The organism is Pantoea sp. ACRSB (assembly GCF_022346905.1).
In the GTDB taxonomy this organism is placed as follows: domain Bacteria; phylum Pseudomonadota; class Gammaproteobacteria; order Enterobacterales; family Enterobacteriaceae; genus Pantoea; species Pantoea piersonii.
The window spans coordinates 88725-114586 of sequence record NZ_JAKRNL010000009.1; the positions used below are offsets into that span (position 1 = coordinate 88725).

At 57.2% G+C, this 25862-nt stretch carries 23 protein-coding genes and 2 pseudogenes; 15 read left to right on the forward strand and 10 right to left on the reverse strand.

Going from position 1 to position 25862, the window contains the following annotated elements:
- Window positions 1-92 precede the first annotated feature (92 nt).
- The 6 genes and pseudogenes from MHZ89_RS20195 to MHZ89_RS20220 all read left to right on the forward strand — a co-directional run bounded on the left by MHZ89_RS20195 (window position 93) and on the right by MHZ89_RS20220 (window position 7111).
- Window positions 93-1655 carry an anthranilate synthase component 1 gene (locus tag MHZ89_RS20195; protein WP_311784451.1) on the forward strand — a complete coding sequence of 521 codons (1563 nt, stop codon included), beginning with the start codon at window positions 93-95 and terminating at the stop codon, window positions 1653-1655.
- A pseudogene (gene trpD / locus MHZ89_RS20200) lies at window positions 1655-3249 on the forward strand (bifunctional anthranilate synthase glutamate amidotransferase component TrpG/anthranilate phosphoribosyltransferase TrpD). The gene MHZ89_RS20195 and the pseudogene trpD overlap by 1 nt, the downstream one beginning before the upstream one ends.
- Window positions 3250-3251: 2 nt before the next feature.
- A complete protein-coding gene (gene trpCF / locus MHZ89_RS20205) occupies window positions 3252-4613 on the forward strand; it encodes a bifunctional indole-3-glycerol-phosphate synthase TrpC/phosphoribosylanthranilate isomerase TrpF (RefSeq protein WP_311784452.1) in 1362 nt (453 codons plus the stop codon).
- Between the two features lie 43 nt (window positions 4614-4656).
- Entirely contained in the window at window positions 4657-5847 is a 1191-nt protein-coding gene (gene trpB, locus MHZ89_RS20210) for a tryptophan synthase subunit beta (protein ID WP_311784453.1), read from the forward strand.
- Window positions 5847-6653, forward strand: a complete 807-nt coding sequence (trpA, locus tag MHZ89_RS20215; RefSeq protein ID WP_311784454.1) for a tryptophan synthase subunit alpha — start codon at window positions 5847-5849, stop codon at window positions 6651-6653. Before trpB ends, trpA begins: the two co-directional genes overlap by 1 nt.
- Window positions 6654-6796: 143 nt before the next feature.
- Window positions 6797-7111 carry a BON domain-containing protein gene (locus MHZ89_RS20220; protein ID WP_311784455.1) on the forward strand — a complete coding sequence of 105 codons (315 nt, stop codon included), beginning with the start codon at window positions 6797-6799 and terminating at the stop codon, window positions 7109-7111.
- A 43-nt stretch (window positions 7112-7154) separates the two neighbouring features.
- On the opposite strand, the gene ompW is transcribed toward MHZ89_RS20220, so the two are convergent.
- A complete protein-coding gene (gene ompW, locus MHZ89_RS20225) occupies window positions 7155-7787 on the reverse strand; it encodes an outer membrane protein OmpW (RefSeq protein WP_311784456.1) in 633 nt (210 codons plus the stop codon).
- Between the two features lie 253 nt (window positions 7788-8040).
- Between ompW and MHZ89_RS20230 the strand changes: the two genes are divergently transcribed.
- The 4 genes from MHZ89_RS20230 to yciA all read left to right on the forward strand — a co-directional run bounded on the left by MHZ89_RS20230 (window position 8041) and on the right by yciA (window position 10306).
- Window positions 8041-8457 carry a YkgJ family cysteine cluster protein gene (locus MHZ89_RS20230; RefSeq protein WP_311784457.1) on the forward strand — a complete coding sequence of 139 codons (417 nt, stop codon included), beginning with the start codon at window positions 8041-8043 and terminating at the stop codon, window positions 8455-8457.
- Between the two features lie 27 nt (window positions 8458-8484).
- Window positions 8485-9219, forward strand: coding sequence for a YciC family protein (locus MHZ89_RS20235; RefSeq protein WP_311784458.1), 735 nt, complete (start codon window positions 8485-8487; stop codon window positions 9217-9219).
- Between the two features lie 59 nt (window positions 9220-9278).
- The gene (locus MHZ89_RS20240; protein ID WP_311784459.1) at window positions 9279-9818 is read left to right on the forward strand and encodes a septation protein A; all 540 of its coding nucleotides are present in this window, start codon (window positions 9279-9281) and stop codon (window positions 9816-9818) included.
- Window positions 9819-9883: 65 nt separating this feature from the next.
- Window positions 9884-10306, forward strand: coding sequence for an acyl-CoA thioester hydrolase YciA (gene yciA / locus MHZ89_RS20245; protein ID WP_103795988.1), 423 nt, complete (start codon window positions 9884-9886; stop codon window positions 10304-10306).
- A gap of 28 nt (window positions 10307-10334) precedes the next feature.
- Here the strand turns inward: yciA and tonB are convergent, their stop codons facing one another.
- The gene (gene tonB / locus MHZ89_RS20250; RefSeq protein ID WP_311784460.1) at window positions 10335-11078 is read right to left on the reverse strand and encodes a TonB system transport protein TonB; all 744 of its coding nucleotides are present in this window, start codon (window positions 11076-11078) and stop codon (window positions 10335-10337) included.
- Between the two features lie 201 nt (window positions 11079-11279).
- Between tonB and MHZ89_RS20255 the strand changes: the two genes are divergently transcribed.
- Together MHZ89_RS20255 and MHZ89_RS20260 are read left to right on the forward strand one after the other, a co-directional pair.
- Window positions 11280-11576, forward strand: coding sequence for a YciI family protein (locus MHZ89_RS20255; RefSeq protein WP_120454027.1), 297 nt, complete (start codon window positions 11280-11282; stop codon window positions 11574-11576).
- Window positions 11577-11653: 77 nt separating this feature from the next.
- Complete coding sequence (locus MHZ89_RS20260; RefSeq protein WP_311784461.1) at window positions 11654-11827, forward strand: hypothetical protein; 174 nt, start codon at window positions 11654-11656, stop codon at window positions 11825-11827.
- 25 nt (window positions 11828-11852) lie between these two features.
- Here MHZ89_RS20260 and MHZ89_RS20265 read toward each other — a convergent pair.
- Window positions 11853-12026, reverse strand: a pseudogene (locus MHZ89_RS20265) (YciY family protein).
- Between the two features lie 161 nt (window positions 12027-12187).
- Between MHZ89_RS20265 and cls the strand changes: the two are divergent.
- Both cls and MHZ89_RS20275 read left to right on the forward strand, forming a co-directional pair.
- Window positions 12188-13648: a cardiolipin synthase gene (cls, locus tag MHZ89_RS20270; protein WP_311784462.1), complete on the forward strand. Its 1461-nt coding sequence runs from the start codon at window positions 12188-12190 to the stop codon at window positions 13646-13648.
- A gap of 45 nt (window positions 13649-13693) precedes the next feature.
- Window positions 13694-14017: an HI1450 family dsDNA-mimic protein gene (locus MHZ89_RS20275; RefSeq protein ID WP_033746744.1), complete on the forward strand. Its 324-nt coding sequence runs from the start codon at window positions 13694-13696 to the stop codon at window positions 14015-14017.
- A gap of 121 nt (window positions 14018-14138) precedes the next feature.
- Here MHZ89_RS20275 and oppF read toward each other — a convergent pair whose 3' ends face one another.
- The 7 genes from oppF to MHZ89_RS20310 form a co-directional block, all read right to left on the reverse strand.
- Window positions 14139-15140 (reverse strand): murein tripeptide/oligopeptide ABC transporter ATP binding protein OppF, encoded by a 1002-nt coding sequence (gene oppF / locus MHZ89_RS20280; RefSeq protein WP_033746742.1) that lies wholly within the window; start codon window positions 15138-15140, stop codon window positions 14139-14141.
- Window positions 15137-16150, reverse strand: coding sequence for an ABC transporter ATP-binding protein (locus tag MHZ89_RS20285; RefSeq protein WP_311784463.1), 1014 nt, complete (start codon window positions 16148-16150; stop codon window positions 15137-15139). Before MHZ89_RS20285 ends, oppF begins: the two co-directional genes overlap by 4 nt.
- Window positions 16151-16161: 11 nt before the next feature.
- Window positions 16162-17070: an oligopeptide ABC transporter permease OppC gene (gene oppC / locus MHZ89_RS20290; protein WP_311784464.1), complete on the reverse strand. Its 909-nt coding sequence runs from the start codon at window positions 17068-17070 to the stop codon at window positions 16162-16164.
- Window positions 17071-17084: 14 nt separating this feature from the next.
- Entirely contained in the window at window positions 17085-18005 is a 921-nt protein-coding gene (oppB, locus tag MHZ89_RS20295; RefSeq protein WP_311784465.1) for an oligopeptide ABC transporter permease OppB, read from the reverse strand.
- A 93-nt stretch (window positions 18006-18098) separates the two neighbouring features.
- Window positions 18099-19736, reverse strand: coding sequence for an oligopeptide ABC transporter substrate-binding protein OppA (oppA, locus tag MHZ89_RS20300; protein WP_120454015.1), 1638 nt, complete (start codon window positions 19734-19736; stop codon window positions 18099-18101).
- 150 nt (window positions 19737-19886) lie between these two features.
- Window positions 19887-21503, reverse strand: coding sequence for an ABC transporter substrate-binding protein (locus MHZ89_RS20305; protein ID WP_311784466.1), 1617 nt, complete (start codon window positions 21501-21503; stop codon window positions 19887-19889).
- 569 nt (window positions 21504-22072) lie between these two features.
- Entirely contained in the window at window positions 22073-22720 is a 648-nt protein-coding gene (locus tag MHZ89_RS20310) for a YchE family NAAT transporter (RefSeq protein WP_033747940.1), read from the reverse strand.
- Between the two features lie 428 nt (window positions 22721-23148).
- Here MHZ89_RS20310 and adhE point away from each other — a divergent pair, with 428 nt between their 5' ends.
- Window positions 23149-25836, forward strand: a complete 2688-nt coding sequence (adhE, locus tag MHZ89_RS20315) for a bifunctional acetaldehyde-CoA/alcohol dehydrogenase (protein ID WP_311784467.1) — start codon at window positions 23149-23151, stop codon at window positions 25834-25836.
- Window positions 25837-25862 lie beyond the last annotated feature (26 nt).

Below are 25862 nucleotides of genomic sequence, written 5' to 3' on the forward strand. Positions count from 1 at the left end.
GGCAACGTCTGGCACGCCTTGCGTAACGCAGTGCAGAGACCCGAGCCCGCTTAAAGCGGGCTTTTTTTTAGGCGAATTTCAGAGAGACCACCATGCCAAATGCGAAACCTACATTGAAGTTGATTACCGGCACCGCGCCCTACCGCGAAGATCCGGCCGCAGTGTTTCACCAGTTATGCGGCGCACGTCCGGCAACTCTGCTGCTCGAGTCGGCGGATATCGACAGCAAACGTAACCTGAAAAGCCTGCTGATTGTCGACAGCGCCCTGCGCGTCAGCGCGCTGGGATCCTGCGTGACGGTGCAGGCCCTGTCCGAAAATGGCCGCGCGCTGCTGCCGCTGCTGGATGCCGCGCTGCCCGAAAGCGTCAATATCGAGGCGCGCCCGGATGGCCGCGAGCTGCATTTTCCTTCTGCTGACGCCGTACAGGATGAGGACTCCCGCCTGCAGGCGCTGTCGGTGTTTGACGCACTGCGCCTGATCCCCCACCTGGTAAACTCGCCCGCTGACGAACGCGAAGCGATGCTGCTCGGCGGCCTGTTCGCCTACGACCTGGTAGCGGGATTTGAAGAGCTGCCCGCGCTGAAGAACCAGCAGCGCTGCCCAGACTACTGCTTCTACCTGGCAGAGACCCTGCTGGTGCTCGATCATCAGACGCGCAGCGCCACGCTGCAGGCAAGCCTGTTCTGCCCGTCCACCAGCGAATTCCAGCGTCTGCAGAGCCGCATCGAACAGCTACACGGCCAGATGCTGCAGCCCGCGCCTGCGCTGCCGGTTCAGACGGTTGAGCAGATGACCCTGAGCGTCAGCCAGAGCGACGAAGCCTATTGCGATACGGTGCGCCAGATGCAGGAAGCGATTCGCCTCGGCGAGATTTTCCAGGTGGTGCCGTCGCGCCGCTTCTCGCTGCCCTGCCCGTCGCCGCTCGCCGCCTATGAGACGCTGAAGAACAGCAATCCCAGCCCCTATATGTTCTTTATGCAGGATCGCGATTTCGCGCTGTTCGGCGCCTCGCCGGAAAGCTCGCTGAAATATGACGCCGTCACGCGTCAGATCGAAATCTACCCAATTGCCGGCACGCGCCCGCGCGGTCGCCACGCTGACGGCTCGCTTGACCGCGATCTCGACAGCCGTATTGAACTGGAGATGCGCACCGACCATAAAGAGCTGGCGGAGCATCTGATGCTGGTGGACCTGGCGCGCAACGATCTGGCGCGTATCTGCGTGCCGGGCAGCCGCTATGTTGCCGATCTGACCAAGGTCGACCGCTACTCTTTCGTGATGCATCTGGTCTCCCGTGTGATCGGCACGCTGCGCGAAGACCTCGACGTGCTGCACGCCTACCGCGCCTGCATGAATATGGGCACGCTGAGCGGCGCGCCGAAAGTACGCGCCATGCAGCTGATCGCCGCGGCGGAAGGCACGCGCCGCGGCAGCTACGGCGGCGCGGTCGGGTACTTCACCGCACACGGCGATCTGGACACCTGCATCGTGATCCGCTCGGCCTGGGTAGAAGATGGCATCGCCACGGTGCAGGCCGGCGCTGGCGTAGTGCTCGACTCTGATCCGCAGGCGGAAGCGGACGAAAGCCGCAATAAAGCCCGCGCCGTTCTGCGCGCTATCGCGACCGCCCATCACTGCAAGGAGATTTTCTGATGGCCGATATCCTGCTGCTCGATAACATCGACTCTTTTACCTACAACCTCGTTGATCAGCTGCGATCCTTCGGCCACAACGTGGTGATCTACCGCAACAACGTCCCGGCGGCGCTGCTGGCTGAACGTCTGCAGCGTATGGAGAACCCGGTGCTGATGCTTTCGCCTGGCCCTGGCGCGCCGAAAGACGCAGGCTGCATGCCGGAACTGCTGCAAACCCTGCGCGGACGCCTGCCGATTATCGGCATCTGCCTGGGCCATCAGGCGATTATCGAAGCCTATGGCGGTCATGTCGGTCAGGCAGGCGAAATCCTGCATGGCAAAGCCTCCGCCATTACTCATGATGGAGAAGCGATGTTCGCCGGGCTGAGCAATCCGCTGCCGGTGGCGCGCTACCACTCGCTGGTGGGCAGCAATACGCCTGCGGAGCTGACGGTTAACGCCAGCTACAACGGCATGGTCATGGCGGTACGCCACGACGCCGATCGCGTCTGCGGCTTCCAGTTCCATCCTGAATCCATCCTGACCACTCAGGGCGCCCGTCTGCTGGAGCAGACGCTGGCCTGGGCGCTGGCGACATCACAGGGAGAATGAACATGCATGCCATCCTGGAAAAACTTTATCAGGCGCAGACGTTGACGCAGGGCGAGAGCCATCAGCTCTTTAGCGCCATTATTACCGGCCAGCTGGAGCCCACCCAGCTCGCCGCCGCGCTGATCGCCATGAAGGTGCGCGGCGAATCGCCGCAGGAGATCGCTGGCGCGGCCAGCGCGCTGCTGGAAGACGCCAGACCTTTTCCGCGCCCTGACTACGCCTTTGCCGATATTGTCGGCACCGGCGGCGACGGCAGCAACAGCATTAATATCTCTACCGCCAGCGCCTTTGTTGCCGCGACCTGCGGGCTGAAAGTGGCGAAGCACGGTAACCGCAGCGTATCCAGCAAGTCGGGCTCTTCCGATCTGCTGGCGGCGTTCGGCATCAGCCTGGATATGCCCGCTGAGCAGGCGCGCGCGGCGCTGGACGATCTCAACGTCTGCTTCCTGTTCGCGCCGCAGTATCACACCGGCTTTCGCCATGCGATGCCGGTGCGTCAGCAGCTGAAAACGCGCACGCTGTTTAACGTGCTTGGCCCGCTGATCAACCCGGCGCGACCGCCGCTGGCGGTTATCGGCGTCTACAGTCCCGAACTGGTGCTGCCGATCGCCCAGACGCTGAAGGTGCTGGGCTACCAGCGCGCCGCGGTGGTACACGGCGGGGGAATGGACGAGGTGGCGCTACACAGCGAAACCCACGTCGCCGAACTGCGCGACGGCGAAATCACCCGCTATCAGCTGACCCCGGAAGACTTCGGTTTCGGCTTTCATCCCAAGGAGGCGCTGGCTGGCGGCACGCCCGAAGAAAACCGTGACATTCTTACCCGTTTACTTCAGGGTAATGGCCAGCAGGCCCATGAGGAAGCGGTTGCCGTCAACGTGGCGATGTTGTTAAAAGTATTCGGTCATGAAGATTTGCGCGAAAACGCGCAGCGTGCGCGACAGGCTATCCACAGCGGACAGGCCTACGAGCGCGTTGTCGCTCTGGCAGCGAGAGGATAACCATGCAAGGCACGATTTTAGAGAAGATTGTTCAGGATAAAGCGCAGTGGGTAGAGGCGCGTAAGGCGCAGCAGCCGCTGGCGTCCTTTCAGAATGAGGTACAGCCCGCATCCCGCAACTTTTATGATGCACTGCAGGGCGCCCGTACCGCTTTTATTCTTGAGTGCAAAAAGGCGTCTCCTTCTAAAGGACTGATCCGCGAAGATTTCGATCCGGCGACGATTGCGGGCATTTATCGTCACTACGCCTCCGCCGTCTCGGTGCTGACCGATGAAAAATATTTTCAGGGCAGCTTCGATTTTCTGCCGATCGTCAGCGCGGCGATTACGCAGCCGGTGCTGTGCAAAGATTTTATTATCGATCCGTACCAAATCTATCTGGCGCGTCACTACCAGGCTGACGCCATCCTGCTGATGCTGTCGGTACTGAATGATGACGAGTATCGTCAGCTGGCTGCCGTGGCGCACAGCCTGAACATGGGCATACTGACTGAAGTCAGCAACGAAGCGGAGCTGGAGCGCGCCATTGCGCTGAAGGCAAAAGTCGTCGGCATTAATAACCGCGATCTGCGCGATATGTCGATCGATCTTAACCGTACGCGTCAGCTGGCGTCCCGCCTGTCACACGGCGTGACCGTTATCAGCGAATCCGGCATTCATAACTATGCGCAGGTGCGCGAGCTGAGCCGTTTCGCTAACGGCTTCCTGATTGGCTCGGCGCTGATGGAAGAGGCGGATCTGGCGGGCGCGGTGCGCCGCGTGCTGCTGGGCGACAATAAAGTATGCGGTCTGACGCGAGCGGAAGATGCGCGCGCGGCCTTTGAAGCGGGCGCGCTTTACGGCGGTCTGATTTTCGCCGAAGGCTCGCCGCGCCGAATTGATGAGCAGCAGGCGCAGCAGGTAATGGCTGGCGCGCCGCTGCGCTATGCAGGCGTGTTCCGCAACGCCCCTGTCAGTGACGTTGTCACTAAAGCGACCGCGCTTAACCTCAGCGCCGTCCAGCTACACGGCGATGAAGACCAGCCGTATGTGGCGGAACTGCGCGCCGCGCTGCCCGCCGGAATCGCTATCTGGAAAGCCCTGAGCATTCAAAACGCGCTGCCCGCGCGCGACTGGCCGCACGTCGACCGCTACGTTTTCGATAACGGCAACGGCGGCAGCGGCGCGCGCTTCGACTGGTCACTGCTCAAGGACCAAGACTTAAGCAACGTGCTGCTTGCTGGCGGCCTGAGCGCGGATAACTGCGTGGAAGCGGCGCGCCTCGGCTGCGCGGGCCTTGACTTCAACTCCGGCGTGGAAAGCGCGCCCGGCATCAAAGATGCCAGCAAAATCGCGGCGGTTTTCCGCACGCTGCGCGCCTACTGATTTGTCAGGTCCGCTGCGGCGGGCCCCTAAGGAAGATGAAACCATGACACTACTGAACCCCTATTTTGGCGACTTTGGCGGCATGTATGTGCCGCAGATCCTGATGCCGGCGCTGAGCCAGCTGGAAGCGGCCTTTGTCGAGGCGCAGAAAGATCCTGCCTTTCAGGCGGAATTCACTGACCTGCTGAAAAACTATGCGGGACGCCCGACGGCGCTGACGCTCTGCAGCAACCTGACAAAAGGCACTAAAACCCGCCTTTATCTTAAGCGCGAAGATCTGCTACACGGCGGCGCGCACAAAACCAATCAGGTGCTGGGTCAGGCGCTGCTGGCGAAGCGCATGGGCAAGAGCGAAATCATCGCGGAAACCGGCGCGGGCCAGCATGGCGTCGCCTCGGCGCTGGCGTGCGCGCTGCTCGGTATGAAGTGCCGCATCTATATGGGCGCGAAAGATGTTGAGCGTCAGTCGCCAAACGTCTTCCGTATGCGTCTGATGGGCGCGGAAGTGATCCCGGTGCACAGCGGCTCCGCGACGCTGAAAGATGCCTGTAACGAGGCGCTGCGCGACTGGTCTGGCAGCTATGAAACCGCGCACTATATGCTCGGCACCGCAGCGGGCCCGCACCCCTATCCGACCATTGTGCGCGAGTTCCAGCGCATGATCGGCGAAGAGACCAAAGCGCAGATTCTGGAAAAAGAGGGGCGCTTGCCGGATGCGGTTATCGCCTGCGTCGGCGGGGGATCTAATGCGATCGGCATGTTCGCCGACTTTCTTATGGATGAAAGCGTCGGCCTGATCGGCGTCGAACCGGCCGGTCACGGCATTGAGACCGGTGAGCACGGCGCACCGCTCAAGCATGGCCGCGTCGGCATCTATTTCGGTATGAAAGCGCCGATGATGCAGACCGAAGAGGGCCAGATTGAAGAGTCCTACTCTATCTCTGCCGGGCTTGATTTCCCGTCCGTCGGCCCGCAGCACGCGCATCTCAACAGCACCGGCCGCGCCGACTACGTGTCGATTACCGATAATGAAGCGCTCTCCGCCTTTAAAGAGCTTTGCCGCGCGGAAGGCATTATCCCGGCGCTGGAGTCCTCGCACGCCCTGGCCCACGCGCTGAAGATGATCCGCGAGAACCCGGAGAAGGAGCAGCTGCTGGTGGTGAACCTTTCGGGCCGCGGCGATAAAGACATCTTTACCGTTCACGATATTCTGACTGCGCAGGGAGAAATCTGATGGAGCGTTATCAACAGCTGTTTAAGCGTTTACAGGCCAGCAAAGAAGGCGCGTTCGTTCCCTTCGTCACGCTGGGCGATCCCTCGCCGGCGCTGTCGCTGAAGGTTATCGACGCGCTGGTTGCGGGCGGCGCCGACGCGCTGGAGCTGGGTATCCCCTTCTCCGATCCGCTGGCGGACGGCCCGACGATTCAGAACGCCACCCTGCGCGCTTTCGCGTCCGGCACCACTACCGCGCAGTGCTTCGAGATACTTAGCAGCGTGCGCCAGAAATACCCCGATCTGCCCATCGGCCTGCTGATGTACGCCAACCTGGTGTTCACCAACGGCATCGACGCCTTCTATGCGCGCTGCGCCGAGGCGGGCGTGGATTCAGTGCTGGTGGCGGATGTGCCGGTCGAAGAGTCGGCGCCTTTCCGTCAGGCAGCGCTGCGTCACGGCATCGCGCCGATCTTTATCTGTCCGCCCAACGCCAGCGATGAGCTGCTGCGCGAAGTCGCTTCTCACGGCCGCGGCTACACCTATCTGCTGTCGCGCGCAGGCGTGACCGGCGCGGAAAATCGCGCCAGCAGCCTGCCGCTGCAGCGCCTGATCAACAAGCTGCGCGAATATAACGCCGCACCGCCGCTGCAGGGGTTCGGTATTTCCGAACCGACGCAGGTTAAAGAGGCGATCGGCGCGGGCGCGGCGGGCGCCATCTCCGGCTCGGCTATTGTGAAAATTATCGAGCAGTATCATGCGCAGCCGGAAGAGATGCTGGCGAAGCTGACCGCGTTCGTCAGCAGCCTTAAAGCGGCCACCCGCTGAACATTTCATGCCCTGTCTGCGGATAGGGCATGATTTTTCACTCTTTTTTACATTCCAACGTTGCCGCTTTCATTTTTCCCACCCACACTTGTTTTGCGCCGTTATGGGAACGACGCATCTTGTTTGAGACAGGGAGAGAAGCAATGAAACTGTTTAAAGTCCTTTCAGGCGCACTGGCCGCCGTTGTAGTCGCGCTGACGCTGAGCGCCTGTGCGCCTACCGCAAAGCAGGAAGGCACCGGCGGTTATATTGACGATACGGTGATCACCACTAAAGTCAAAGCAGAACTATTGAATGACGATCAGCTTAAGTCGCGTGAGATCAACGTCGAAACCTTTAAGGGTCGTGTGCAGCTCAGCGGCTTCGTCAGCTCACCGCAGATGGCCAGCCATGCGGTAGAAGTGACGCGTACCGTGAAAGGCGTGAAGTCTGTTGTGAACAATATGCAGATTAAATAACGCAGAAAAGCAAAAGGCCGCGAGCGATTCGCGGCCTTTTTTATCAGAAGCGGTAACCCGCGCCAAAAAAGAAGACCCAGGGGTCGATGCGCGTATCAATATTCTGTTTCTGTCCGTTTGCCTTAAACTTCACTTCCGTATCGATATCCATATACCAGAGCGAGGCGTTCAGCATCCAGTCACGGTTGATCTGGTAGTCAAGGCCGACCTGTCCCGCCACGCCCCATGAATCTTTCACGCTGAGGTCGCTCAGCCCGGCATCACGGCCGGTCTGGTTGAAATCGGCATCGTAAAAAGTGGTGTAGTTAACGCCGACGCCGACGTAAGGACGCACTTTGCTGCGGCTGTCGAAGAAATAATATTGTGCCATCAGGGTTGGCGGCAGCTGGCGCACCGTCGCCAGCGTACCGGTAGAGGCAAGCCCCACCTTGTGACGGAACGGCGTTGCGGCCAGCAGTTCGACGCCGATATTGTCGGTCGCCATATAGGTAAAGGTCAGGCCGAGCTGGGTATTGTTGCTGACGTCAAAGCCGCCCATACCCAGGACGTCGTCAGAGCCTTCGGTAGGACGAACCGTCGCGCTGCCCGCGCGCATAAAGAAATCACCCGCTTCATGAGCCAGTGCCAGCTGCGGTAAAGCCATTGCCAGTAATAAAGCGCATTTTGTCAGTTTCATGATCGCTCCTTTGCACAAAATAAACGTAGGGAATTATGGTGTGACGTTGTGGGCAACGTTCTAACGCGATTTAACAAAAAATGCACCTGAATCAACTGTAATAAAGCGTTTAAAAAACAATGGATTGATTCAGATCAATTTTGGCGGGGAGGGCTCAGCTGAAATTTTGCTTGAAGAAATTCATTGGCGTGATTATTTTGATTTTTCCCCGTGTTGATTTTGGTTCGATGCCTCAGGAGTGGCGGGCGATCAAATGAGCGATAATTCCAACCCTTGCATGACCTGCGGCGCCTGCTGCGCCCACTTTCGCGTCTCTTTTTACTGGGCCGAAGCCGATGACGCCGGCGGCGTTGTCCCGACTGAGCTCACTGAACCCTTAAGCCTGCTGATGCGCAATATGCGCGGCACCAACGCGCGCGAGCCGCGCTGTGTGGCGCTGCAGGGCGAACCTGGCGGCTGCGTCTCCTGTAGCATCTATGAGCAGCGCCCTTCGCCCTGCCGCGAGTTCGCCATGTCGGGCGAAAACGGCGTTCATAATGAAGCCTGCGATCGCGCCCGCGCTCGCCACGGCCTGCCGCCGCTTTTTCACCCTTCTTTACCTTCCATGACAGAAAGTTATCTCGCTGCGGGTGCCAGCGCCGGGCCAGACCATGTACAATCGCCGGGTTAATCAACCCGGTTCCACCAAGGAGTGTACATGTCTATCACGGCAAGCTCGTTATACCGTGACACAGGAAATTTTTTCCGCCACCAGCTGCTGACCATCGTGCTGATGTCGTTACTGACGGCCTTTATCACGGTCATTCTGGTGCACGCTTTTACCCCGGGCGGCGACCAGCTGGCCCAGCTCCAGCAGGGCGATACCAGCGCCTCTTCGCTGTTTGAACTGGTGCAAAATATGTCGCCGGATCAGCAGCGTATCCTGCTACGCGCCTCTGCGGCCGGCACCTTCTCGGCGTTGATCGGCAATACGCTGTTGCTGGGCGGCATGCTCTGCCTGATCTCGATGGTTTCCGCCGGACAACGCGTCAGCGCGCTGCGCGCTATCGGCGCCGCTGCGCCGTTGCTGCCGAAGCTGCTGCTGCAGACGTTTTTGATTACCCTGGTGGTGCAGCTGGGCTTTATGGTGGTGATGGTGCCGGGCATTATTCTGGCGATACTGCTGTCGCTCTCGCCGGTTATCCTGGCGAACGAAAAAAGCGGCATTCTGGCCGCGATGCGCGGCAGCTGCCGTCTGGCATGGAAGAACGTTAAGCTGATCGCTCCGGCAATTATTCTCTGGCTGCTGGCGAAAATGGTGCTGCTGTTCGCCTCTTCCTCGCTGACGGCGCTGCCGGATAACGTGCTGGCCGTTGCAATCACCGCTATCGGCAACCTGATCTCCGCGCTATTGATTATCTATCTTTTCCGGCTTTATATGCTGGTCCGTTAAGCCCGCAGCGCCTCTCCGGGCGCGCGGCTTTTTACTGTGTTAGCTGAACTGGAATGACTATGAAGCAGTTACTCGATTTCCTTCCATTAGTGGTCTTCTTTATTTTCTATAAGCTTTACGACATTTTTGTCGCCTCCGGCGCGCTGATTGTCGCTACCGGCCTTGCGCTGGTGGCAAGCTGGGTGCTCTATCGTAAGCTGGAGAAGATGACCATTTTTACCTTCGCGCTGGTGGCGATATTCGGCACCCTGACGCTGGTTTTCCATAATGATGAATTTATTAAATGGAAAGTGACCGTCATCTACAGCCTGTTCGCGCTGGCGCTGCTCTACAGCCAGTTCTTTATGGCGCAGCCGTTAATCAAAAGCCTGCTGGGCAAAGAGATTAAGCTGCCGGAAATCACCTGGCGCCGCCTCAACGTCGCCTGGGCGCTCTTTTTCCTCGCCTGCGGCCTGGCGAATATTTACGTGGCGTTTTGGTTGCCCGAAGCCTTTTGGGTTAACTTTAAAGTGTTTGGTCTGACCGCGCTCACTCTGCTGTTTACCCTGCTTAGCGGACTCTACATCTGGCGACAGATGCCGCAACAAGAAGAAAAATAAACGAGGCCCGGCCAGACCGGGCATGACGGGCGCAGCGCGCCTTCACCTGCATAAGAAGTTGAGCAATGGGCGAAAGACATAAGTTGCCGCAAGGCGAAATGGTTTTGCGTACCCTGGCGATGCCGGCGGACACCAACGCTAATGGCGACATTTTCGGCGGCTGGCTGATGTCGCAGATGGATATGGGCGGCGCTATTCTGGCGAAAGAGATCGCCGAAGGACGCGTCGTCACCGTACGCGTTGACGGCATGTCGTTTCTGAAGCCGGTGGCGGTTGGCGATGTGGTGAGCTGCCACGCGCGCTGTATACGCACCGGCAACAGTTCGATGACCATCAATGTAGAAGTGTGGATCAAGAAGGTCTCTTCCGAACCTATTGGTCAGACCTACTGCGCCACCGAAGCGGTGTTTATTTATGTCGCCGTGGATAGTGAAGGTAAATCGCGCCCGCTGCCGCCGGGACGCGCGAATCTCGAACCGGCGGAGTAAGGCAAAAGCGGTCAGATGACCGCTTTTTTTATTCGATGCTGGTGCCGCCGTTGATTTTGAAGACGATATTCATCTTCAGGTTTTTACCGGGACGGCCAGGCTGATAGCGCCACTGCTTCATCGCCTGTTTGACCTCGCGCTCAAACATATTGCGCGGCTGCGCGGAAAGAATAGTGACATTCTCCACCCTGCCGTCATCGCCTACGTCAAACTGCACCTGTACTCGCCCTTCAATGCGCAGCGCCAGCGCGCGCGCGGGATAGCCAGGCTTCGAGACGCTGATCGCCTTCGGCCCTTGCGAGACCGACTGTACAGGCGACGGGTTCGATTTTGGTGCGGTCGTCGGTTTCGTCTGCGTAGCGGGCGCGTCCTGATTAAATGGATTCTCCTGCGGCTTCGCCTCCTGACGCGGTTTTAACTCGCGCTTGTGCTCAACTTTAGGTTTGGGCTTAGGTTTGGGCTTCGGCTTAGGCTGCGGCACAGGAATCGGCACCGGCTCGGCCTTAGGCGGTTCCGGTACCGGCTGAGGTTCCGGCTCCGGCTCAGGCTGGGGTTCCGGCTCTGCCTGCGGCTGCTTTACCACAGGCGCGGGTTCAGGCTGCACTTCCGGCGCGACCAGGCTGACGCTGATCGGCTGCGATTCCTTGGGTACGTTGATAACCTGGTGAAACGAGGCATAGAGAATGCCGGCAATTACTGCACCGTGCAGGACAACAGAGAGCAGCACAGAAACAGGCGTACGTTTTTGAATGAGCATTGTCAACGTGGTCATAGCGGTCGCAGTCAAAGAATGAAGCAACGATTTTAAATGCAAATAGCAATCAGTTTCAATAACTGCTGAAAAATGGACAGATATTGCCGTTTTTTAAACTAACCTGCTCCGCCTCATACATTACACCATCTTTCATTTGCACTCTTATTTACGATCCCTTACCGTGTTGCGAAAATATGATGAGCCAATGGGGGCTTTCAAGTGCTGTACATCATCTACGCCGAAGATAACGCTGATTCTCTGGAAAAACGCACCTCGGTGCGCCCTGCCCATCTGGCGCGCCTGCAGCTGCTGCAGGATGAAGGCCGTCTGATCGTTGCCGGGCCAATGCCGGCCGTCGACAGCAACGATCCGGGCGTCGCAGGTTTTACCGGCTCAGCTATCATCGCGGAGTTCAGCTCGCTGGAAGCCGCGCAGGCCTGGGCGGAGGCCGATCCCTATATCGCGGCTGGCGTCTATAAAAACGTCTCGGTAAAACCGTTCAAACGCGTTTTCTGACTGTTCGCCCGGTTCTGTCCTGATGGCTTCCGCGTCCGCGCCGAAGCCATTTTTATTTCTCTAACGGAGTCACCGCTATGCAATGGCTGGTTATTGCGCTGCTGGCGCTGGTCCTGGTTCTGATTGCCTGTGCGCTGCTGCTCTGGCGTCGTCACGGCTGGAAGCAGAAAAAACACCTGATTGTCATGCTGATCGTTATCGCCGCAGCGGTGCAGCTGGTGAATCTGGTGCTGGTCTCGAAGGGACACTAAAAAGCCGCCCTTGCGGCGGCTCTGATCAGATATTCTGCGTGATGAACAGAATCGAACGGCGCTGCTGCTGCGCCAGCTGCTGGCGAATCGCATGAATACGACTGTAGCGACGCGACTGGCCTTCCAGTCAGCGGGCGCGTCGGCGATGCACCTGGCGCAACATTCTCCAGCGTGCCACTTCATTTCTGCTCTTTCTCATCACCTGCTCTCCTGCTTCGACATCACGCGGCCGCATTATAAACATCTTCGCGCCAATGCCAACTCGGATCTCTTATCGAACTCCTGCGGCGATTGGGGGTTTCGTTGTCCTCTGTCAGCACGTAAACTTCTCTGACCAAGCGCGAACGGGATGTCCACTTAATGACCACTTTTTACACTTTAATCAGCTGGTTGCTGCTGTTTGGCTACTGGTTGCTGATTGCCGGCGTCACGCTACGTATTTTGATGAAGCGCCGTACGGTCACTTCCGCCATGGCCTGGCTGTTGATTATCTATATCATTCCTCTGGTGGGCATCATTGCATACCTCTCCTTTGGCGAATTGCATCTGGGCAAGCGCCGCGCGGAGCGGGCGCGCACCATGTGGCCCGCCACGGCAAAGTGGCTAAGCGACCTTAAGCAGCGCAGCCATATTTTCGCCACCGAGCACAGCGATGTCGCGCGTTCACTGTTCCAGCTCTGCCAGAACCGCCAGGGGATCGCCGGGGTCAAAGGCAATCAGCTACAGCTGCTCACCAGTTCGGATGACGTTATGCACGCGCTCATCCGCGATATACAGCTGGCGCGCCACAATATTGAGATGGTGTTCTATATCTGGCATCCAGGCGGGCTGGCGGACGAGGTGGCCGAGTCCCTGATGGCGGCCTCGCGGCGCGGCGTGCACTGCCGTCTGATGCTCGACTCCGCAGGAAGCGTGACCTTTTTCCGTAGCCCTTGGGTGGGCATGATGCGCAATGCCGGCATTGACGTGGTAGAGGCGCTGCAGGTCAGCCTGCTGCGCGTGTTTCTGCGCCGTATGGACCTGCGCCAGCACCGCAAGGTGGTGCTGATTGATAACTACATCGCCTACACCGGCAGCATGAACCTGGTGGATCCGCGCTTCTTCAAGCAGGACGCGGGCGTCGGCCAGTGGGTCGATCTGATGGCGCGAATGGAAGGCCCGGTCGCAACCACCATGGGCATCGTCTACAGCTGTGACTGGGAGATTGAAACCGGCAAACGTATTCTGCCGCCGCCGCCCGACGGTAATATCATGCCGTTCGAGCGCGAGAGTGGTCATACTGTGCAGGTCATCGCCTCCGGGCCGGGCTTCCCGGAGGATATGATCCACCAGGCGCTGCTGACTGCCGTCTATTCAGCGCGCGAGCAGCTGATTATGACCACGCCCTATTTCGTGCCGAGCGACGACCTGCTGCACGCCATCTGCACCGCGGCGCTGCGCGGCGTCGAGGTGAGTATTATCGTGCCGCGCCATAATGATTCGCTGCTGGTCGGCTGGGCGAGCCGCGCCTTTTTTAGCGAGCTGCTGGAGGCGGGCGTCAGGATCTATCAGTTTGAGGATGGTTTGCTGCACACCAAGAGCGTGCTGGTGGATGGACAGCTTAGCCTGGTCGGAACGGTGAATCTGGATATGCGCAGCCTGTGGCTCAATTTTGAAATCACGCTGGTTGTAGATGACGCGGGCTTCGGCAGTGATTTAGCCTGCGTGCAGGATGATTATATCGCGCGAGCGCGCCTGCTCGACGCAAAGCGCTGGTCAAAACGTGCCTGGTGGCAACGCATTGTTGAACGACTGTTTTACTTCTTTAGCCCTTTACTGTAAAACGAGCGGAAATTGCAACGCGGCCACAGGCAGACAGAACCGATGATGGATTTAAATAATCGCCTTACCGAAGACGAAACGCTGGAACAGGCTTACGACATTTTTCTTGAACTGGCAGGCGACAACCTCGATCCGGCGGATATTATTCTTTTTAACCTGCAGTTTGAAGAGCGCGGCGGCGCAGAGCTGTTCGATCCTTCAGAAGACTGGAAGGAGCACGTCGACTTCGATCTCAACCCGGACTTCTTCTCTGAAGTGGTGATTGGGCTGGGTGAGGCGGACGGCGAGCCGATTACCGATGTGTTCGCGCGCGTGCTGCTGTGCCGCGAAAAAGATCACAAGCTGTGCCATATTCTCTGGCGCGAGTAAGCGACCTGACAGTCTGCTATCGCGGATAACAGGGCCGGAAAAGCCAGGCGCTCCGACAGAGATGTCTTTGCCCTGTTACATATCAGATAATAAACGCCGGGCTTCTGCCCGGCGTTTTTAATTACAGCGGATCCACCTTCAGGCAGGAGACCGCATGGCGGAAACTCCCCTCCAGCAGCGGCCGCGTTTTAGCACACTCTGGCCCGGCAATCGGGCAGCGGGTGCGAAACACGCAGCCTGACGGCGGATTGATCGGCGACGGCAGCTCCCCTTCCAGCAGCTGGATCTGCTTGTTCTTCTCCAGATCGGGATCGGGAATCGGCACTGCCGACATCAGCGCGCGCGTATAAGGATGCTGCGGATTGTTGTAGACCGCATCGTAGGTGCCCAGCTCTACCGCATGGCCAAGATACATCACCAGCACGCGGTCAGAGATATGCTTCACTACCGCCAGATCGTGCGCGATAAAGATTAGCGACAGGCCCATCTCGCGCTGCAGCTGCTGCAGCAGATTGACCACCTGCGCCTGAATCGAGACGTCGAGCGCTGACACCGGCTCGTCGCAGATAATCAGCTTCGGCTCCAGGATCAATGCGCGCGCGATGCCGATACGCTGGCACTGACCGCCCGAAAATTCATGGGGATAGCGGTTAATCAGGTTCGGCAACAAACCCACTTTCATCATCATATTTTTGACGCGGTCTTTCACTTCCTGACGCGGCATCTTTGGATGATAGGTACGCAGCGGCTCGGCGATAATGTCGCCGATGGTCATACGCGGGTTAAGCGAGGCCAGCGGATCCTGAAAGATCATCTGAATATCGCTGCGCGCCTTGCGCCACTCCTCTTCGCTCTGGCCGAGCAGATCGCGCCCCAGCCAGGCGACGCGGCCATCGGTGGCCTTTACCAGACCGATAATGGCGCGCGCCAGCGTCGATTTGCCGCAGCCGGACTCGCCGACCACGCCCAGGGTTTCGCCTTCATAAAGACGCAGGCTGACGCCATCCACCGCCTTAAGGGATTTGGGCGGCTGCCAGAACCACTGACGTCCATCTTTAATGTCGAAATGCACCTTGAGATCGGCGATTTCCAGCAGAACTTTTTTCTCAGCGACGGTACTCATACTAACTCCTCCACCGGCTTAAAGCAGGCGCGCAGGCGCCCTTCACCAAACGGCAGCAGCGGCGGCGACTGGGTGCAGATATCCATCGCATGCAGACAGCGCGGCTGGAACGGGCAGCCCTGGGGCAGACGCAGCAGGTTTGGCGGGTTGCCGGGAATGGTGGTCAGGCTTTCGCCTTCGGCGTCCAGGCGCGGCACCGCGCTCAGCAGACCGATTGAATAAGGGTGCGCCGGCTGGTAAAAGACGTCGCGCGCGCGGCCATACTCCATGGTGCGCCCGGCGTACATCACCAGCACCTTGTCGCAGATGCCTGCGACCACGCCCAGGTCGTGGGTGATCATAATAATTGCGGTATTGAACTCGCGCTTCAGCTCGTTGAGCAGCGTCATGATCTGCGCCTGAACCGTCACGTCGAGCGCCGTGGTCGGCTCATCGGCAATCAGCAGCTTAGGCCGACAGAGCAGCGCCATAGCAATCATTACGCGCTGGCGCATCCCGCCGGAAAACTCATGCGGGAACATTTTCATGCGCTTGCGCGCTTCCGGCATTTTCACCGCGTCCAGCATACGCACCGACTCTTCAAAAGCCTGCGCCCCGCTCATCCCTTTGTGCAGCTTCAGCACTTCCATCAGCTGATCGCCGACGCGCATATAAGGATTAAGCGAGGTCATCGGATCCTGAAAGATCATTGCAATCTGCTCGGCGCGCAGTTTATTTAGCGCTTTCTCCGGCAGGTTAAGGATCTCTTTGCCGTTAAACAGCGCGGTGCCGCCGATGCGGCCGTTTTTCGCCAGCAGTCCCATCAGGGCGAACGCCGTCTGCGACTTGCCGGAACCCGACTCGCCGACGATGCCCAGGGTTTCGCCGGCGCGCAGCGAAAAGTTCAGGTCGTTGACCGCCGTGACGTCGCCGTCATGGGTCTGGAAAGTCACGCGTAAATCCTTCACTTCCAGTAACAGGTCGCTTCCCGCGCGGGCAGCCATTGCTGGCTGAAATTCATGAATAGTCATCGGGAAACTCCTTAGCGATCTTTCGGGTCGAGGGCGTCACGCAGGCCATCGCCGATAAAGTTGAAACAGAACAGCGTCACCACCAGAAAACCGGCCGGGAACAGCAGCAGCCACGGCGCAACTTCCATTGAGTTAGCGCCATCGCTGAGCAGTGCCCCCCAGCTGCTCAGCGGCTCCTGGGTACCGAGGCCGAGGAAGCTGAGGAAGGATTCAAACAGGATCATGCTCGGCACCAGCAGCGAGGCGTAAACCACCACCACGCCCAGCACGTTCGGCACGATATGGCGCAGCACAATGCTGGGGGTCGAGACGCCGCCGACGTGCGCCGCTTCGATAAACTCTTTACGCTTCAGGCCCAGCGTCTGGCCGCGCACGATACGCGCCATATCGAGCCATGAAACCATACCGATAGCGGCAAAAATCAGCAGAATATTGCGGCCAAAAAAGGTCACCAGCAGGATAACGAAGAACATAAACGGAAATGAGTTCAGGATCTCCAGAATACGCATCATCACCGAGTCGGTTTTGCCGCCGAGATAGCCAGCAAGCGATCCGTAAAGCGTGCCGACGATCACCGCGATCAGCGCCGAGGCGATACCGACCATCAGCGAGATGCGCCCGCCGATGGCGACGCGCACCAGCAGATCGCGCCCGGACGAGTCTGTACCAAACCAGTGGCCGGAAGTGGTATCCGGCATGGCGGACATCATTCCCCAGTCGGTATCGTCATAGGCGAACTGAGAAAACATCGGGGCGAAAATAACAAATAACGTAATCAGCAGCAGCACCAGCAGGCTGATCAGCGCCGCGCGGTTATGAATAAAACGGCGACGCGCATCCTGCCACAGGCTGCGCCCTTCTACCTCCAGCTTTTCGCTGAAGGCATCAAGAGCTTCGCTGTTTTTCTTACTCAACATCATAGCGAGCTCCAGCTTTAGTAACGGATTTTCGGATCGATCACGGCGTAGAGCACGTCCACGATCGCATTGAAAATAATGGTAAGCACCCCGACCAGGATAGTCAGGCTCATGACCAGCGAGTAATCACGGTTCAGCGCGCCGTTCACAAACAGCTGTCCGATGCCCGGCAGGCCGTAAATTGACTCAATCACCATTGAACCGGTGATAATGCCGACAAACGCCGGACCGAGATAGGAGAGCACCGGCAGCAGCGCTGGCTTGAGCGCATGGCGCAGCACGATACGTCGCAGCGGCAGGCCTTTGGCGCGCGCGGTGCGGATGAAGTTGGAGTGCATCACTTCAATCATCGAGCCGCGGGTAATACGCGCGATGCTGGCGATATAGGCCAGCGACAGCGCCACCATCGGCAGCAGCATATAGCGCAGCTGTCCGCCGTTCCAGCCGCCGCCGGGCAGCCATTTCAGGGTAATGGCGAAGAGCAGCACCAGCAGCGGCGCCACCACGAAGCTGGGTATCACCACGCCGGTCATGGCGACCCCCATCACCGCGTAATCCCACAGGCTGTTCTGCTTCAGCGCCGCAATGACGCCCGCCGTCACGCCAAGTATCACCGCCAGCACAAAGGCCGCCAGGCCAAGTTTGGCGGAAACCGGGAAGGCGTGAGAGACCAGATAGTTAACCGTGTAATCTTTATATTTGAACGAAGGGCCGAAATCGCCGTGCGCCAGCTGGATCAGATAATCGAGATACTGCTTGCCGATGGGATCGTTCAGATGGTACTTCGCTTCGATATTCGCCATCACTTCAGGCGCCAGCGTGCGTTCGCCGGTAAAAGGACTGCCTGGCGCGAGGCGCATCATAAAGAACGAGATAGTGATCAGCACGAAGAGCGTGGGTATCGCTTCGAGCAGTCGACGCAGGATAAATTTTAACATTGCCGTACCTACCAGGCTTATTGCTTCATAAAGCGTACAAAGTACATAAGGGCGACGCGCCATGCGCCGCCCTTGCCGATAGCCTGTTTGCTATTAGTGTTTGATAATATAGAAGTTCTTGTCGAGAGTTTTATCCAGCGGATCTTTCCCGGTATAGCCGCCGACGTAAGGTTTCACCAGGCGCGCGTTCACGTAGTAGTAAACCGGCACGATGGTGCTGTCCTTATCCATAATCTGCTCTGCTTTGGCATAATCCGCCGCGCGCGCCTTGTCGTCTGCCGCCTTGATCGCATCGTGGATCACTTTATCAAACTCGGCGCTCTTGTAATGCGACGTGTTGTTGCTGCTGTCGGAGAGCATGGTGTTCAGGAACGACGTCGGTTCGTTATAGTCCGCGCACCAGGCCGCGCGCGCCACGTCGAAGTTGCCCTGATGACGCGTATCCAGGAAGGTTTTCCACTCCTGGTTTTCCAGCTTGATATTGACGCCGATATTCTTCTTCCAGATTGAAGAGGCGGCGATCGCCAGCTTTTTATGCAGATCGGAGGTGTTATAGAGCAGATTGAACGTCAGCGGCTTATCTGCGGTATAGCCCGCTTCCGCCAGCAGTTTTTTCGCCTCTTCGTTACGTTTATCCTGCGACCACTTGAACCAGTCCGGCGGGAGAATATCCATACCGTCTGTCGCTGGTGGCGTATAGCTGTAAGCCGGCAGCTGGCCCTGCGCCAGCACTTTGTTCACGATAATATCGCGGTCCAGACCCAGCTTGAGCGCGGCGCGCACGCGCGGATCGGTAAATGGCGCTTTCTGGTTGTTGATTTCGTAGTAGTAGGTGCAGAGATAGGGATCGACATGCAGCTCTTTGCCGTTTTCGCGCTGCAGTTTTTTGAACAGCTCAATCGGCATGTTGTTGTAGGTCATGTCGCTGCCGTTTTCCGAGAAATAGCGGTTAACGTCGCTGACTTCGGAGTTGATCGGCAGGAAGGTGACCTTGTTCAGGACGGTATGGGCGTTGTCCCAGTATTGCGTGTTACGCACCAGGGTAATACGTTCGTTAATGACGTGCGCTTCCAGCTTGAACGCGCCGTTGCCGACCCAGTTCTGCGCCTGCGTCCACTGGTCGCCGAATTTTTCAATCGCCGGCTTATAAACCGGTGACATCACGGCGTTGATCAGCAGCTTGTAAAAATAGGGTACCGGCTCGCTCAGCGTCACCTGCAGCGTATGATCGTCCAGCGCTTTGACGCCCAGCTCAGAGGTCGGTTTTTTACCGGCGATAATGTCATCGACGTTCTCAATATGACCATACTGCAGATAGCTGGCGTACGGCGAGGCGGTTTTTGGATCGGCCAGACGCTGCCAGCTGTAAACGAAGTCCTGTGCGGTTACCGGCTCGCCGTTTGACCATTTGGCATTGTTGCGCAGATGGAATGTCCAGACTTTAAAATCTTTGTTTTCCCACTTTTCCGCGACGCCCGGCACCGGGTGGCCGTCGCTGTCGCTGACCAGCAGCCCTTCATAGAGATCGCGCGCCACGTTATCTTCCGGCACGCCTTCAATCTTGTGCGGGTCCAGCGACTGCACTTCATCGCCGTTACCGCGCACCAGCTCCTGCTTCGCCGCCAGTTCGACGCCCGCCGGAACGTTTGCCGCCACTGCATTCCCTGCCAGTGCGCCGATCGCCGCCAGCACGCCAGCGGCAATCAGGCTTTTTTTCGTGATGTTGTTCATTATTACACTCCAGTTTTTTATCTTCACCGAGACGGCAAGCCGTTCCGGCGTCCCCCGTTAGCGGGTTCCTCATTTTGGCTGAGGATAGTCATGTGCCCCGAAAGGCTTCGGCACTGCGCGCGCTTCCCGGCTTATGTTGTCGGGTAAGCCTCAGTGCTTTTTAATGTAGTAATATTTCAAACCGGTCATATCGAGCGGATCTTTACCGGTGAAGCCGCCTGTCCAGGGTTTCACCAGCCGCACGCTGACGCGGTAATAAACTGGCACAATCGCCGAGTCGCTGTCGAGCTGCGCTTCAGCCTGCTGATAGAGAGCAGCGCGCGCCTCCTCGCTGCTGGCGGATAAAGTTTGCGCCAGCAGACGATCGTATTTTTCGCTGTGATAAAAAGCGGTATTAATAGAAACGTTGCCGATCAGCATATTGAGAAAGGTCGACGGCTCGTTGTAATCGGCGCACCATGTAGCGCGTACCACGTCATACTGCGCCTGATGCCGCGTTTCCAGCAGGGTTTTCCACTCCTGATTCTGCAGGCTGACCTGCGCGCCGAGGTTCTTTTGCCACATAGACGCGGCCGCAATTGCCTGCTTTTTGTTTTGATCCGAGGTGTTATAAAGCAGCGTAAAGCGCAGCGGATGCTGCGCATTGTAGCCCGCCTCGGCCAGCAGCTTTTTGGCCGCCGCGTTGCGCTCCGCCTGGCTCCAGGTAAACCACGCCGGCGGCGTCAGCGTTATGCCCGCCGTCGAGGGCGGCGTCAGACTGTAAGCGGGGATCTGCCCCTGCCCCATAATCTTCTGCGTAATAATATCGCGGTCCAGCGTCAGCTTGATGGCGGTACGTACGCGCGCATCGTTAAACGGCGGCTTTTTGTTATTAATCTCGTAATAAAAGGTGCAGAGCAGCGGGCTGACTTTCACCTCATCGCCCAGCTCACTCTGAAGCTTATGGAAAAGCTCAGGCGGCACCACGCTGTTGGTCATATCGGTATTGCCACTGCGATAGCGGTTAACGTCGTTATGATCCGACTCAATCGGCAGGAAGGTGCCCTGTTCAATCACGGTATGGGCGTTATCCCAGTAGCCCGGATTGCGCTTCAGCACCAGCTTCTCGTTGATTACCCACTCGCTCAGCAGATAGGCGCCGTTGCCGACGTAGTGTTCTGGCCGGGTCCAGGCGTCGCCCCACTTCTCTACCGTCGCTGCATTGACTGGCGACAGCGCGGCATTTGCCAGCATGGAGATAAAATAGGGTACGGGTTCGCTCAGCGTGACCTGCAAATGATGGTCGTCCAGCGCCCTGACGCCAAGTCGATCGGGCGGGACTTTCCCGGCAACGATTTCATCGACATTAGTGAGGTGCGCCGCCTGGAGATAGCTGGCATAGGGTGATGCGGTTTTGGGATCGGCGAGACGTCGCCAGCTGTAAACGAAATCCTGCGCGGTAACGGGCGCGCCGTTACTCCACTTCGCGTTGTCGCGCAGGGTAAAGGTCCAGACCTTTCCGCCCTCGTTTTGCCATGACTGCGCCACACCCGGCACGATATTGCCATCGTTATCGGTGGCAACCAGCCCTTCCAGCAGATTCGCTATGATGCGCGACTCAGGCACGCCTTCGGTTTTCTGCGGATCGAGCGACGAAACCTCTGTGCCGTTGTTAATAACGATATTTTGCGTGGCGGCGAGTTCAGTGCCTGGAGGGACGGTTGCGGCGTGCGCGGCGCCGAACATTATCATTAAGCTGACTGACAGCGGCGTAATCTTCCATTCCATCAAAAAAGTAACCCTTCTCTTTTAAGCCCTTTAGCTCATAAGCAAGAAGCGTTCTCACTTTGAGACCAAATGAAAAACTATTGCGCCGAAAATTAGCAGAACGGTCGACCCGCCGACAAAGTAAAAATAACAAAAATGTTACCTGATTCTCTTTTATCACGTCTGCATGCGGGAGCATAGCGTTAATTTTTATGCAGAAATAAGGTTTATCACGCTGTTTCTAAAGCTATTTATCACATTTCCCCGCTTTACAGGCGCTTTACCTTTCTTTCGCCCTTTAAAATGCGCGACCCTTCTGCATTTTTCATCTTTGTTAAAACAATACGCAAGTAATTGCAGATTTCGTGCCAGTTTATTGTGGCATTCCTACAGAAGCTGACATTTTATGATGTGAAAATTGTCACAGCGAGATGAGATCGCGCCTGGCGCGACAGGCATGTTAGTAATTTACTTAATAATTCTGGCAGCCGATTAAGCCGCAGGAATAATTGCATGGTTATGGTGCAATAAAAGGAGCAATTGCACCATTAAGAGACGCGGGGGGATTTGCGCAGGAAATTAAGCGCTAATTAATTTACCAGGCCGGGAAACAGCGCTTTGATGCCGGTGACCACAAATTCAATACCCAGCGCCATCAGCAGCAACCCCATAATACGCGTAATAACGTTGATACCGGTCTGGCCAAGCACGCGCACCATCAGCGGCGCGGCGCGAAACAGCAGCCAACAGCAAAAAGCGAACAGCGCAATCGCAACGCTAAAGCCCAGCAGGTTTTGCCAGCTGTGATAGCGGGTGCTCCAGACAATGGTCGAACTGATAGCGCCAGGCCCAGCCATAAGCGGCAGCGCGAGCGGCACCACGCCGATGCTTTCGCGAATAGCGGTTTCTGATTTTTCCTGTTTGTTCTGTTTGTCTTCGCCCAGCTTGCCGCTGATCATCGACATCGCAATGGTGACCACCAGAATGCCGCCCGCAATGCGGAAAGAATCGATGGAGATACCAAAAATATGCAGGATAGCGTCGCCGAGAAAGAGCGAGGTCCAGAGAATAATGGCGACCGCAAGGTTCGCGGTCATATTGGTTTTGTTACGCTCAGCCGCCGCCTGATAGCTGGTCATGCTGATAAAAACCGGAATAATGCCGACTGGATTCACCAGCGCGAACAGGCCAACAAAGAATTTGATATAGCCCGAAAGATCAAGCAAAGCAGGGTTCACGGTTCGCTCCGATGAGGGAAAAGAAATCGCCCTTAATTTACGCAAAAACCGGACTTTTAACCAGTCGGGGCCACAGAAAATTCTGCTGCATCAGGGCCGCAGAGCGAGTCTGTTACGCCAGCAACGTATCGGGAAGAAGAATAAAACCGTACGGCGCCCGTTACTGTGCAAAATTTAGCAAAAAAGGCTGCTGAAAGGAGTCAGCTTGGGCTTAAATTGATTTACATCAATATTGATCTACCCCATTCCAGGTAATCTTTTCTCACCGAAACTAAACAGTAAGGTTCTTTGCCAGGGCGAAAACTCTTTCAGTAAGCCGACAAAAATTCTGTCTTTTTGGCTTAAGCCAAAATATTAGCGCAGCATGGCTATAATCAGGACTCCAGGCAGGTTTACTAATAGAGTTTAACTTCCTTCAGGAGAGCACCATGGCCGTAACTAATGTCGCTGAACTTAACGCACTGGTAGAACGCGTAAAACAAGCACAGCGTGAATACGCCAGTTTCACTCAAGAACAGGTTGACGCAATCTTCCGCGCTGCCGCCCTTGCCGCCGCTGACGCCCGCATCCCTCTCGCGAAAATGGCAGTCGCTGAATCAGGTATGGGTATCGTTGAAGATAAAGTTATTAAAAACCACTTTGCCTCAGAATACATCTATAACGCTTATAAGGACGAAAAGACCTGCGGCGTGCTGGATACCGACGATACGTTCGGCACCATCACTATCGCTGAGCCGATCGGCCTGATTTGCGGTATTGTTCCAACCACCAACCCGACCTCAACGGCGATTTTCAAAGCGCTGATTAGCCTGAAAACGCGTAACGGCATTATCTTCTCTCCACATCCGCGCGCCAAAGAAGCCACCAATAAGGCAGCAGATATCGTGTTGCAGGCCGCGATTGCCGCAGGCGCGCCTAAAGATATTATCGGCTGGATCGATACGCCGTCCGTCGAGCTTTCAAATCAGCTGATGCATCACCCTGATATCAATCTGATCCTGGCGACAGGCGGCCCCGGCATGGTGAAAGCCGCCTACAGCTCCGGTAAACCAGCAATCGGCGTCGGCGCGGGCAATACCCCGGTTGTGATTGATGAAACGGCTGATATCAAGCGCGCCGTCGCGTCGATCCTGATGTCAAAAACCTTCGATAACGGCGTGATTTGCGCATCAGAACAGTCTGTTATCGTGGTTGACTCCGTTTATGACGCGGTGCGCGAGCGTTTCGCCAGCCACGGCGGCTATCTGTTGCAGGGCGAAGAGCTGAAAGCCGTACAGAATGTTATTTTGAAAAACGGCGCGCTCAACGCGGCAATTGTCGGTCAGCCCGCCTTTAAAATTGCCGAGCTGGCAGGTATCAGCGTGCCAGCCAGCACCAAAATTCTGATTGGCGAAGTGAAGCTGGTTGATGAATCTGAACCTTTCGCCCATGAAAAACTGTCGCCGACGCTGGCAATGTACCGCGCCAGAGATTTCGAAGACGCCGTTGCGAAAGCAGAGAAGCTGGTAGCGATGGGCGGTATCGGTCACACCTCCTGTCTTTATACCGATCAGGACAACCAGAAGGCGCGCGTAAACTACTTTGGCGACCGCATGAAAACCGCGCGTATCCTGATTAATACGCCTGCCTCTCAGGGCGGCATCGGCGACCTTTATAACTTTAAGCTGGCGCCTTCGCTGACGCTGGGCTGCGGTTCCTGGGGCGGTAACTCCATTTCCGAAAACGTGGGACCGAAACACCTTATCAACAAGAAAACCGTGGCTAAGCGAGCAGAAAACATGTTGTGGCATAAACTTCCGAAGTCTATCTACTTCCGCCGCGGCTCGCTGCCGATTGCGCTGGAAGAGGTGGCCACCGACGGTGCGAAACGCGCCTTTATCGTCACCGACCGCTTCCTGTTCAATAACGGCTATGCCGATCAGGTTACGCGCGTGTTGAAATCACACGGCATCGAAACCGAAGTGTTCTTTGAAGTAGAAGCGGATCCGACGCTGAGCATCGTTCGTAAAGGCACTGAACAGATGAACAGCTTTAAGCCAGACGTGATTATCGCGCTGGGCGGCGGCTCCCCGATGGATGCTGCGAAAATCATGTGGGTGATGTATGAACACCCTGAAACCCATTTTGAAGAGCTGGCTCTGCGCTTTATGGATATCCGTAAACGTATCTATAAGTTCCCGAAAATGGGCGTGAAGGCGCGCATGATCGCTATCACCACCACGTCAGGCACCGGCTCGGAAGTGACGCCGTTTGCGGTAGTAACGGATGACGCCACCGGTCAGAAATATCCGCTGGCGGACTACGCCCTGACGCCGGACATGGCGATTGTCGACGCCAACCTGGTGATGGAAATGCCGCGCTCGCTCTGCGCCTTCGGCGGTCTGGATGCGGTTACCCACGCGCTGGAAGCTTATGTGTCGGTACTGGCTAATGAATACTCCGACGGCCAGGCGTTACAGGCGCTGAAGCTGCTGAAAGAAAACCTGCCGGCCAGCTATCGGGAAGGCGCGAAAAACCCGGTAGCGCGTGAACGCGTACACAATGCCGCGACCATCGCCGGTATCGCCTTTGCTAACGCCTTCCTCGGCGTGTGTCACTCAATGGCGCATAAGCTGGGTTCTGAGTTCCATATTCCGCATGGCCTGGCGAACGCGCTGCTGATTTGCAACGTTATCCGCTATAACGCCAACGACAACCCAACCAAGCAGACGGCGTTCAGCCAGTATGACCGTCCGCAGGCGCGCCGCCGCTATGCGGAAGTCGCTGACCATTTAGGCCTGTCGGCCCCTGGCGACCGCACCGCGCAGAAAATCGAGAAGCTGCTGGCGTGGCTGGATGAGATGAAAACTCAGCTGGGTATCCCCACTTCTATCCGCGAAGCGGGCGTTCAGGAAGCGGACTTCCTGGCTAAAGTTGACAAGCTTGCTGAAGACGCCTTCGACGACCAGTGCACCGGCGCCAACCCGCGCTATCCGCTGATTGCCGAGCTGAAACAGATTATGCTGGATACTTTCTACGGCCGCGAATACGCCGAACCCTTCTCCGACGTAGCTCAGGCTCAGGCCGCGCAGCCGGTGAAACTGGAGAAAGCCGAGAAAAAAGCGAAGAAAGCCTGATTATCAACCTGAAAAAAAACCCGCTT

What these genes read in the sequence shown, in the direction of transcription:
- trpA (WP_311784454.1), top strand. Translation starts at nt 5,847, where the DNA reads ATGGAGCGTTATCAACAGCTGTTTAAGCGTTTACAGGCCAGCAAAGAA.
- oppB (WP_311784465.1), bottom strand. Translation starts at nt 18,005, where the DNA reads ATGTTAAAATTTATCCTGCGTCGACTGCTCGAAGCGATACCCACGCTC.
- MHZ89_RS20275 (WP_033746744.1), top strand. Translation starts at nt 13,694, where the DNA reads ATGGATTTAAATAATCGCCTTACCGAAGACGAAACGCTGGAACAGGCT.
- cls (WP_311784462.1), top strand. Translation starts at nt 12,188, where the DNA reads ATGACCACTTTTTACACTTTAATCAGCTGGTTGCTGCTGTTTGGCTAC.
- trpB (WP_311784453.1), top strand. Translation starts at nt 4,657, where the DNA reads ATGACACTACTGAACCCCTATTTTGGCGACTTTGGCGGCATGTATGTG.
- oppA (WP_120454015.1), bottom strand. Translation starts at nt 19,736, where the DNA reads ATGAACAACATCACGAAAAAAAGCCTGATTGCCGCTGGCGTGCTGGCG.
- oppF (WP_033746742.1), bottom strand. Translation starts at nt 15,140, where the DNA reads ATGAGTACCGTCGCTGAGAAAAAAGTTCTGCTGGAAATCGCCGATCTC.
- yciA (WP_103795988.1), top strand. Translation starts at nt 9,884, where the DNA reads ATGGGCGAAAGACATAAGTTGCCGCAAGGCGAAATGGTTTTGCGTACC.
- MHZ89_RS20230 (WP_311784457.1), top strand. Translation starts at nt 8,041, where the DNA reads ATGAGCGATAATTCCAACCCTTGCATGACCTGCGGCGCCTGCTGCGCC.
- adhE (WP_311784467.1), top strand. Translation starts at nt 23,149, where the DNA reads ATGGCCGTAACTAATGTCGCTGAACTTAACGCACTGGTAGAACGCGTA.
- MHZ89_RS20285 (WP_311784463.1), bottom strand. Translation starts at nt 16,150, where the DNA reads ATGACTATTCATGAATTTCAGCCAGCAATGGCTGCCCGCGCGGGAAGC.
- MHZ89_RS20260 (WP_311784461.1), top strand. Translation starts at nt 11,654, where the DNA reads ATGCAATGGCTGGTTATTGCGCTGCTGGCGCTGGTCCTGGTTCTGATT.
- MHZ89_RS20305 (WP_311784466.1), bottom strand. Translation starts at nt 21,503, where the DNA reads ATGGAATGGAAGATTACGCCGCTGTCAGTCAGCTTAATGATAATGTTC.
- MHZ89_RS20235 (WP_311784458.1), top strand. Translation starts at nt 8,485, where the DNA reads ATGTCTATCACGGCAAGCTCGTTATACCGTGACACAGGAAATTTTTTC.
- MHZ89_RS20195 (WP_311784451.1), top strand. Translation starts at nt 93, where the DNA reads ATGCCAAATGCGAAACCTACATTGAAGTTGATTACCGGCACCGCGCCC.
- oppC (WP_311784464.1), bottom strand. Translation starts at nt 17,070, where the DNA reads ATGATGTTGAGTAAGAAAAACAGCGAAGCTCTTGATGCCTTCAGCGAA.
- ompW (WP_311784456.1), bottom strand. Translation starts at nt 7,787, where the DNA reads ATGAAACTGACAAAATGCGCTTTATTACTGGCAATGGCTTTACCGCAG.
- MHZ89_RS20240 (WP_311784459.1), top strand. Translation starts at nt 9,279, where the DNA reads ATGAAGCAGTTACTCGATTTCCTTCCATTAGTGGTCTTCTTTATTTTC.
- trpCF (WP_311784452.1), top strand. Translation starts at nt 3,252, where the DNA reads ATGCAAGGCACGATTTTAGAGAAGATTGTTCAGGATAAAGCGCAGTGG.
- tonB (WP_311784460.1), bottom strand. Translation starts at nt 11,078, where the DNA reads ATGACCACGTTGACAATGCTCATTCAAAAACGTACGCCTGTTTCTGTG.
- MHZ89_RS20220 (WP_311784455.1), top strand. Translation starts at nt 6,797, where the DNA reads ATGAAACTGTTTAAAGTCCTTTCAGGCGCACTGGCCGCCGTTGTAGTC.